Genomic DNA, 6,353 nt, shown 5'->3' on the forward strand with positions numbered 1-6,353 from the left:
ATGTATGGGAAGCTACTAAACTAGATAGAGAAAATTACTTCTTTGTAGATGTTCAATCTAGAGGGAAATATCCTAACTATGCATTAAAATATATGGAACAAAAGGGAATTACACCAATAATGGAAGAAGGAGATTTGGAATTATTGCAAAAACACACAGTTGATTTTATTTCATTCTCATACTATAACAGTCGTTGTGTTAGAACAGATGAAAATGCAGATGATTTAGCTGAGGGCAATATATTTACATCTGCTAAAAATCCATATCTTACTTATAGTCAGTGGGGATGGCCTATTGATCCATTAGGATTAAGAATAACACTTAACCATGTATATGATAGATACGAAAAGCCATTATTTATTGTAGAAAATGGATTAGGCGCAAAAGATATAGTTAACGAAGATGGTTATGTAGAAGATGACTATAGAATTAATTACATAAGGGAACATATTAAAGCCATGAAAGATGCTGTTACTATAGATGGTGTAGATTTATTAGGATATACTACATGGGGTCCTATTGATTTAGTAAGTGCTGGAACAGGTGAAATGGAAAAGCGATATGGATTTATATATGTAGATAGAGATAATGAAGGAAATGGAACTTTAAAAAGAACAAGAAAGAAAAGTTTTTACTGGTATAAAAAAGTAATTACTTCAAACGGTGAAGATTTAGATTAAATTATGAAAGTGTCTCTAATACTATTTTTAGTATTAGAGATACTTTTTTTATATTTTAAGGGATTATAAATTATCTGAATTGTGGATAATTTATAATCCCAACTGATAAATTTGAGCAACGGACGCAGTCGTTGGCGACATGAAGTGGTGCGCCCACACAGTGGCTTAAACGAAGTGAATTTTTTTATTAGGATATGTTTTAAAGTAATGTTGAAAATGATACAATAAAATTTGTTACTCAATTGTTATAAAATGCGAAGTAAATATATTTTTATGACAAATATTATTAAAGGAGTGGTTTTATGATTATAAGAGATGCAGTATATGATGATATAGATAATATAGCGAAATTATATATTTCAAATTGGAAGGAAACTTATAAAGGATTACTATCTGAAGATTATTTAAATGGTTTAACTAAAGAGTATGCAGTAGAAAAGTGGAGCAAATATCTTAAAAATGAAAATCATATCTTTGTTGCGTATGAAGAAAATGAATTTTTAGGTTTTGTAGCATCTAAAAAAGATGATGAGGAAGAAAATTATTGGTATTTAGATTCTTTACATATAACAAAAAATTCAAGAGGAAAAGGAATAGGAACGAAATTAATTTATAGAGTAGGGCAGTATGCTTTAAAACATGGATATGAATGCATGAGTATTTGTATTGTTAAAGGAAATGATAATGCTAAAAGGATATATGAAAAACTTGGTGCAGTTCATTATAAATATTTTATTGATGATTTTGGAGGAGTAAAATCAAATTCAGAAAAACTTATATGGAAAAACTTAAGTATTTTTTCTAATCAAAATTATTAGTTAATATACAATTTTAATATAATGCGAATTAAGAATCTTTCTGATAACGTATATAAATAGGAATTTATAGGTGAGTCCATGTTCTGAATAAATAACAAGTAAGACTATCATAAATAAATGAAATTGTTACTAAGGTTGTATAAAATAAATTAGTATATTAAAATATAGTAAAAATATATATTGAGGTGAAATATAATGATAAAAAATATACATTTTGAAAATGTATAAGGCTCTGGGCAAAGTCTATAATAAAAATTTGTTTAGAGCCGTATATAGTATAAGTACGGCTATATAGCCATAGTAGATTTTGCTCAACTATGTACATATAAAAGTAAATAGGAGCAAAAGTATGAAGTATAAAAATGCAAAAGAAGTTTTACCGCTACATATTGTAGAAATAATACAAGAATATATTGACGGTAATTATATATATATTCCCAAAAAAGATAATAATAAAAAATCTTGGGGAGAAGAAAGTGGATTTAGGCAAGAACTGAATAATAGAAATAAAAAAATAGTTAATGAATATACCAATGGAAAAAGTATAAAAGAAATCTCTAAAAATTATTATTTAACAGAACATAGTATTAGAAGGATTATTAGAGGTTATAATAAATAATACATTTAAATGCTGTAGAGTAGTTAATAAATTGATTACTCTACAGCATTTTTGTGCAAGAATAATATAGAATTATATATGTACTTAGTATTACTTACTGATAAATGATATTATTAAATAGATAAATGATAAAGTAGGAGTGAAGTTAGATGATAAGAAATTTAAATAGTGCAGATATAGATAATGTAATGGATATATGGATAAAAAGTACGATAAAAGCACATGATTTTATTAGTAAAGAATACTGGGAAAATAATTATGATACTGTAAAGAATGTATATATACCTATGTCGGATACTTTTGTATATGAAGATGAGGAAGGTATAAAAGGTTTTATAAGTATAGTAAATAATGAGTTTATAGGAGCTCTATTTGTTGATATAGATTTTCAAGGTAATGGTATTGGCAAAAAATTAATAAATTATGTAATGAACAAATATAAGGAATTAAAACTAGCTGTATATAAAGAAAATAAAATATCAGTAGAATTTTATACAAATATAGGATTTAAAATAGTAAAGGAACAAATTAATGATGATTCTGGACATAGTGAGTATATAATGCAAAAATCATTGAATAAGAGTTAAAAATTATTTGCTGTAATCTCACCCAAAAACACCTTTTCATAAGGTGTACTTAGCATATAATTAAATAGTATTTATTTTAAATTAAGGCATAGATAATTTATTACCCTATCTACACCTTAACAAAATTATCATAGAAAGCTATTTACTTATTTCATCCACTTATCAGGATAATTCATATATTCTTGGAATTTTTCTAAGAATAATCCAACATGATACCCATCTGCAACTGCATGATGAACTGTAATAGAAAGAGGCATAATTTTTCTGCCGTCTTTTTCAAAAAACTTGCCTCCTTGAATAACTGGAAAAAAACTATTCAAAGGTGCATATGGTATAGGAGTATAACTAGAAAATTCTATCCAAGGTAACATACCTATCATATAGCTATTTTGAGGTGGTGTTTCAGGTTTTGCCATGACACCGTGATTATTTGCATATTTATTTTGGTCATCTATATAATTGCTATAGAAAATCTCAAAATCAGAACTATACTCTGTCCATATATTTGAGATAGTTTTATCATCATTGTGAAAAGCAGAATATGATGGATGTAAGACTTCATAATAACCTATCTCATTATCTAAATTTGCAATTCTAAATTCTTGATGTTCACATATTATTTTTGAAGCAATATATAAATAAGCTGGGAAGAATTTTTTGTTAGTCTTTTTTATCATATTATAAGTATTAGTAATGTCAATGTTTACACTAATACTATATCCTGTTGGCATCATCTTTGTAAAATAGTAAAAATATTGCATTCTATTCCATTGATTTAAATCGATTTTATGAAATGTTGTATTCAACACTTAAATACCTTCTTTCTTATTGTATATTTTAGGGTTATGTAGTTGAAAAATATATAATTTACTCTTAGTATATTTTCTACAAGCCCTTTATTTAATATACTATAAGGTATTTTGTATAACAATCTACTCTCCGTAGAATACAGCTCGACTAAGAGTAGATTGACTAGTTTTTGAAATGATATAAATTAATATATACAATGAAAAACCATATGATAAGTATGAAAAGAATATGGATTGCTTTTATATAAAATACTATAATATAACTAAGATTAGACTTTTAAATTAATTAAAAATAGGATATTATATATAATAATATAAAAAGACTTGAGAGGAATACTGAATTGGAATTACAAATAGAAGAAATAAATGCAAGTCATAATTTGGATGAATTTATATGCTCAAATAAATCCTTAGACACATACTTGAAGAGAAATGCATATTATGAAAATATAATGAAGTTTGCAAATACTAAAATCGTTACGATTAATGGTAAAATTGTAGCATACTTTACTATAGAATTTAAGAATATAGAAATAGATGAAGAAGATATAAAAGAAACTTATCCTGCAATTTATTTAAAATGTTTAGCCACAGATAAAGATTATGAAAACAAAGGAATCGGTACGAGTTTATTACAATATATTACTGTTCAATCACAGGAAATAGCTAATTTTATAGGATGTAGATGTCTTTTAATAGATGCTCTAGCTGATAAGGTTAGTTGGTACCAAGATAGAGGATTTCAATACTTAGATGAAGAGAATAATGAAATAGATATAACAGTTCCTATGTTCATTGACTTTAGAGACTCAGATTTATTAATAGATTATTTTGAGGAGGTGTAGATATGGCAATTATATATGATAATAAAAAAATTTCGCTAACTGATAATTCTGCTAAAAGCTTTACTAAGAAACTTAAAAGTAAAAATTTAGATGCTAGCAAAAAAAGGGACGCATTTATAAAAGAATCTAAACAATCTCTCAAGATAACTACTAGTAACAATATAACCACAATAAGAATAAAGAATATGTAACTAAAGTGGCTTTCTTGCTAAAATAGTGAGATGGCCATTTTTATTTGTATAAATATATTAGATTTTAAATACTTAATATGATATACGAAGTAAGGGTGTCCCAAAAATGTCACACCCTTTGAATATTATCTGTCTTAGAAATAAAATATTTTACTTTTTCCTTCTTATATCTTTAGGAGTGCACTTAAATTTTTCTTTAAAAAGTCTATAAAATAACTTGGTATTAGTAAATCCATGAGATTCTAATATAGTGCATAGTGTGTTATTTGTATTAATTAATTCTTTATAAATATGAGAAATACGTACATCATTTAAATATTCTAGGTAGGTCTGACCTGTATACTGTTTAAATTTTCTACAAAAGTATTCTGGCTGCAAGTGTACCACCTTAGCAATTTCATTAATGGAAATAGGAGTGTTATAATTAATCTTAGTATATTCAAAAACAGGTTGGAATTTTGATAAATCAAGTGCCCTACTTTCCATATTTTTATTACCCATAGGTATTCTAAAATTTGTATAAAGTTGAAATAAAAATTCAAATAATAGACCTGTGAAACGTAAATTTCCTGCTTGAGGAGATGTAATTTTTACTTCTTTCATATCTTTTAAAATAGTTTTTATTTTATCTAAATTTGCCTCATAATTATCGTCATTAATGTTGACTTTAAAATTAAAATAACTATCTTTACAGTTGGGAATATATTTATTTAAAAAAGATAATGGTATTTGTAACAATATAGAAGTATTTTCATAAACACATCTAGTTGAATGAATAACACCTGAATTGATAAATATACAGTCATTAGCTTTCAAATTATATGTAGTTCCCTCCATGTTGACTTGTAAATCCCCAGAAGTTATATAGATTATTTCTAAAGAATTATGCCAGTGGTTTGACACATAACTTCCTCTATCTTCAAATAATTTAAAATTTACATCTAAGTTTTCCATTGGTTCAATAATTTCATGTAAAAAATCCTTTTTATTCATAATTAGCCCCCTTATAATTCAATATTATAATTATGTAATTTATAAAATTCAATAACTAAAAAAGATAATATCGACTAATAAATTAGATAATAAATATACTTAAAAACATGTATAAAATTGTATATAATGAGGTTAAATAAGAAAACACTGAAAAATCATTATAATAATAGTACAAAATATACCTATAATTAGGAGCAGAGGGGAGACAGTTATTATGTATATAAAAGGTGTAAACTTAGGCAATTGGTTAGTACTAGAAAAATGGATGAGTCCTGGTTTATTTGAGGGGACAACAGCAGAAGATGAATATTACTTACCAAGACAGCTTTCAAAAGAAGTTTACGAGGCTAGAATTAGAACTCATCGTAGTGAATATATCACAGAAAGAGACTTTGCAACAATAAAATCTATGGGATTAAATTCAGTACGTATACCAGTACCATATTTTATTTTTGGGGATTGTGAGCCATTTATAGGATGTGTTGAAGAATTAGATAAGGCATTTTCTTGGGCAGGTAAATATGGATTAAGTATTTTAATAGATCTTCATACAGTGCCAGGAAGTCAAAATGGATTTGATAATGGTGGAATATCGGGAGTATGTAAATGGTCTAAACAACCAGAAAGTGTAGAGTTTACGCTAAGTGTATTAGAAAGATTAGCAAAGCGTTATGGAAAAAGAAGTGAGTTGTGGGGAATTCAAATTTTAAATGAGCCAATTACAGAAAGAATGTGGAATATAATGGACGTTCCTAATAGATATAAAGCTGTAGATGAAGAAATGGCAAAAGGTAGTGGTCCAAATACATTA

At 26.3% G+C, this 6,353-nt stretch carries 9 protein-coding genes; 7 read left to right on the forward strand and 2 right to left on the reverse strand.

What is annotated here, in order from left to right; genetic code table 11:
* From J7G74_RS15370 to J7G74_RS15385, 4 genes are all read left to right on the forward strand, one after another.
* Positions 1–680: family 1 glycosylhydrolase (locus J7G74_RS15370; protein ID WP_297136937.1), on the forward strand; the 680-nt coding region annotated here is incomplete at its 5' end.
* A gap of 302 nt (positions 681–982) precedes the next feature.
* Positions 983–1,498 (forward strand): GNAT family N-acetyltransferase, encoded by a 516-nt coding sequence (locus tag J7G74_RS15375; protein ID WP_297136939.1) that lies wholly within the window; start codon positions 983–985, stop codon positions 1,496–1,498.
* A 349-nt stretch (positions 1,499–1,847) separates the two neighbouring features.
* Positions 1,848–2,117 (forward strand): CD3324 family protein, encoded by a 270-nt coding sequence (locus tag J7G74_RS15380; RefSeq protein WP_330616603.1) that lies wholly within the window; start codon positions 1,848–1,850, stop codon positions 2,115–2,117.
* A gap of 149 nt (positions 2,118–2,266) precedes the next feature.
* On the forward strand, positions 2,267–2,704 hold the full coding sequence (locus J7G74_RS15385) for an N-acetyltransferase (RefSeq protein ID WP_297136940.1): 438 nt from the start codon (positions 2,267–2,269) through the stop codon (positions 2,702–2,704).
* Positions 2,705–2,850: 146 nt separating this feature from the next.
* Here J7G74_RS15385 and J7G74_RS15390 read toward each other — a convergent pair whose 3' ends face one another.
* Positions 2,851–3,513 (reverse strand): chloramphenicol acetyltransferase, encoded by a 663-nt coding sequence (locus J7G74_RS15390; RefSeq protein WP_297136942.1) that lies wholly within the window; start codon positions 3,511–3,513, stop codon positions 2,851–2,853.
* A 341-nt stretch (positions 3,514–3,854) separates the two neighbouring features.
* On the opposite strand from J7G74_RS15390, the gene J7G74_RS15395 reads away from it, so the two are divergent.
* Together J7G74_RS15395 and J7G74_RS15400 are read left to right on the forward strand one after the other, a co-directional pair.
* Positions 3,855–4,358, forward strand: a complete 504-nt coding sequence (locus tag J7G74_RS15395) for a GNAT family N-acetyltransferase (protein WP_297136944.1) — start codon at positions 3,855–3,857, stop codon at positions 4,356–4,358.
* A gap of 2 nt (positions 4,359–4,360) precedes the next feature.
* The gene (locus J7G74_RS15400) at positions 4,361–4,549 is read left to right on the forward strand and encodes a hypothetical protein (protein WP_297136946.1); all 189 of its coding nucleotides are present in this window, start codon (positions 4,361–4,363) and stop codon (positions 4,547–4,549) included.
* Positions 4,550–4,699: 150 nt separating this feature from the next.
* Here J7G74_RS15400 and J7G74_RS15405 read toward each other — a convergent pair whose 3' ends face one another.
* Positions 4,700–5,542, reverse strand: a complete 843-nt coding sequence (locus tag J7G74_RS15405) for an AraC family transcriptional regulator (protein WP_297136948.1) — start codon at positions 5,540–5,542, stop codon at positions 4,700–4,702.
* A gap of 214 nt (positions 5,543–5,756) precedes the next feature.
* Between J7G74_RS15405 and J7G74_RS15410 the strand changes: the two genes are divergently transcribed.
* Positions 5,757–6,353: glycoside hydrolase family 5 protein (locus tag J7G74_RS15410; RefSeq protein WP_297136950.1), on the forward strand; the 597-nt coding region annotated here is incomplete at its 3' end.

Source organism: Terrisporobacter sp., from assembly GCF_017888745.1.
GTDB lineage: Bacteria > Bacillota > Clostridia > Peptostreptococcales > Peptostreptococcaceae > Terrisporobacter.